We start from the raw sequence: 2,024 nt of genomic DNA on the forward strand, positions 1-2,024 counted from the left end.
TCAGCTTTTTCTGGGACGTGATGCCTGACGTGGTGGCCCGCGTGAAACGTGCCGGTTGCCTCGTTCTGCACCAGGTCGGCACGATCGAGGCCGCACGGATTGCCGAAGAGGCCGGAGCGGATGTGATCATCGCGCAGGGCGTCGAGGCGGGCGGTCATGTGCATGGACGACATCCGGCCTTCGGGCTGGCCGAGCAAATCCTTGCGCAGACCGACCTGCCGGTCGTCGTCTCCGGTGGGATCGCAACGGGCGAGGGGCTCGCCGCTGCGTTGACCATCGGCGCCGATGGCGTGCAATGCGGCACGGCCTTTCTGGCGACCGAGGAATCCTTCGCTCATCCCTATCACAAATCCCGAATCACGGAGGCCACCGGCGACGACACGGTTCTGACCGATGTTTTCGTTCTGAACTGGCCCAAGGGCGCTGCGGTGCGGGTGATCGCCAATAGCGTGACCGAAAGCTTGGACGGACATTATCTCGGCCACGACCCTGACAGTCTTCCGCGCGAGGCCATCGCCCGCGACGGCGATCAGCCGCGCCTGCGCTTCAGCACGGACTCGCCGCTGCGAACCACGACCGGCGACTTGGAGGCGATGGCACTCTATGCGGGCCAGGGTGTGGGTGCACTCAACGACGTCCCCAAGGCCGCTGCACGTCTGGACGGCATGGTCGCGCAGGCCCGCCATCTCCTGGGACGCCCGTTTTGACGTGCTTTCAAGTCAAAGCCATGAACGACGAATTCAAGAGATCAGCTGCCAAGGCTGTTTTTGCTCACCACCTCGCTTAGCGCGCCGGTTAAAGAACTGGCGCGACTGCTTTCTGCGCGGATGATCGTCATAACGACCAGTCATGGCTCCTCGGTCGCGGCTATGAAGGCTCTGACAGACATACTCAGTTCGATCGACGAAAGGGCGAACGAAGCCTTGCCGGAAGGAGTTTCTTCGATCGCACGAAAGCACTACGCAGCGAGCCCGAACGCAAGGTGACCGACCGGGAATGCCCCAGCAAGATACCGATCGCGAGCGACAGGCCGCTGGGATAGGACAAGAGCGGAAATTGACCGCAGATCAAGACGCCACAAGGCCAGCCATCAACCTCTGGACCATCGGATCAACAAGCGCCTTGTTGCGATCCTCGCGGACCACGATCCACGCCGGCAATTCGAACACCGGCGCACCGGGCACCGGGAACAGGGCACCGCTATCGATCTGTTGTTCGACCAGACGCCGCGGGAAATAGCCGCTGCCGCCATTGAGCTTGAGATATTGAAGGCCGAGCCAAGCGATATTGGCCGAGAGTGCAGGACCGGGAAACTCCGGAAAGCCAGCGCGGAACTGATTGTCGAATTCCGGACCCCACTCGACGTGGATATAGCCGTCGGGCTGCATGCTAGCGGTCGGTTCGGTGCAGACGAGCACCAACTGTTCAGTAAGCAATGGCAGGAGCTCGAGCATCGGCCGGCGCTGCGGGGTGAACATAACTCCGATATCCATCCGCCCCTCGACCAGCGCCTGCATCAGATCAGGCTCGAAGCCGATTTCGGAATGAAACGAAACCCGGGGATGGGACCGCTGGATATTGGCGAACCACTGCATCATCAGCCCTTCCCACAGGCCGAAGCGCGCCCCGATGACGACACGCGCGCGGAATTGTCCAGGCAGGCCGACGTCGTGCCGCGCGCGTTCGAGGGCTCGCACCATCTGCGCTGCATGCTTCAAGAACCGGCCACCGCCCGCAGTCAGTGCCGCGCCGGCCTTGTTGCGAGTGAAAAGCCTGGTGCCTAACTGATCTTCGAGTGCCCGGATACGGGCGCTCACGGTTGACTGGGTGACGTGAAGCCTTTCGGCGGCCGCGACGAAGCTGCCGGTATCAGCCACGGCAAGGAAAGTTCGGGCATGTTCAATGTTCATAGAGGCCCCATGCATCGTGTTTTCGAATATCATATCGCATTTATATTCGCTTCCCCAATATGATGAATCGCGCGACACTTGAACCCGCGCATCTCGCGGACAACCGGAAGATCA

2 protein-coding genes are annotated in these 2,024 nt (G+C 61.5%); one reads left to right on the top strand and one right to left on the bottom strand.

Annotated features, from left to right (window positions below; translation table 11 throughout):
- A partial coding sequence (locus DEM26_RS20110) for an NAD(P)H-dependent flavin oxidoreductase (protein ID WP_109173301.1) occupies window positions 1-707 on the top strand: 707 nt, incomplete at its 5' end.
- A 360-nt stretch (window positions 708-1,067) separates the two neighbouring features.
- On the opposite strand, the gene DEM26_RS20115 is transcribed toward DEM26_RS20110, so the two are convergent.
- On the bottom strand, window positions 1,068-1,910 hold the full coding sequence (locus DEM26_RS20115) for a LysR family transcriptional regulator (RefSeq protein WP_088726083.1): 843 nt from the start codon (window positions 1,908-1,910) through the stop codon (window positions 1,068-1,070).
- Between the last annotated feature and the right edge of the window lie 114 nt (window positions 1,911-2,024).

This window comes from Thioclava sp. NG1, assembly GCF_003122275.1.
Taxonomy (GTDB): domain Bacteria; phylum Pseudomonadota; class Alphaproteobacteria; order Rhodobacterales; family Rhodobacteraceae; genus Thioclava; species Thioclava nitratireducens.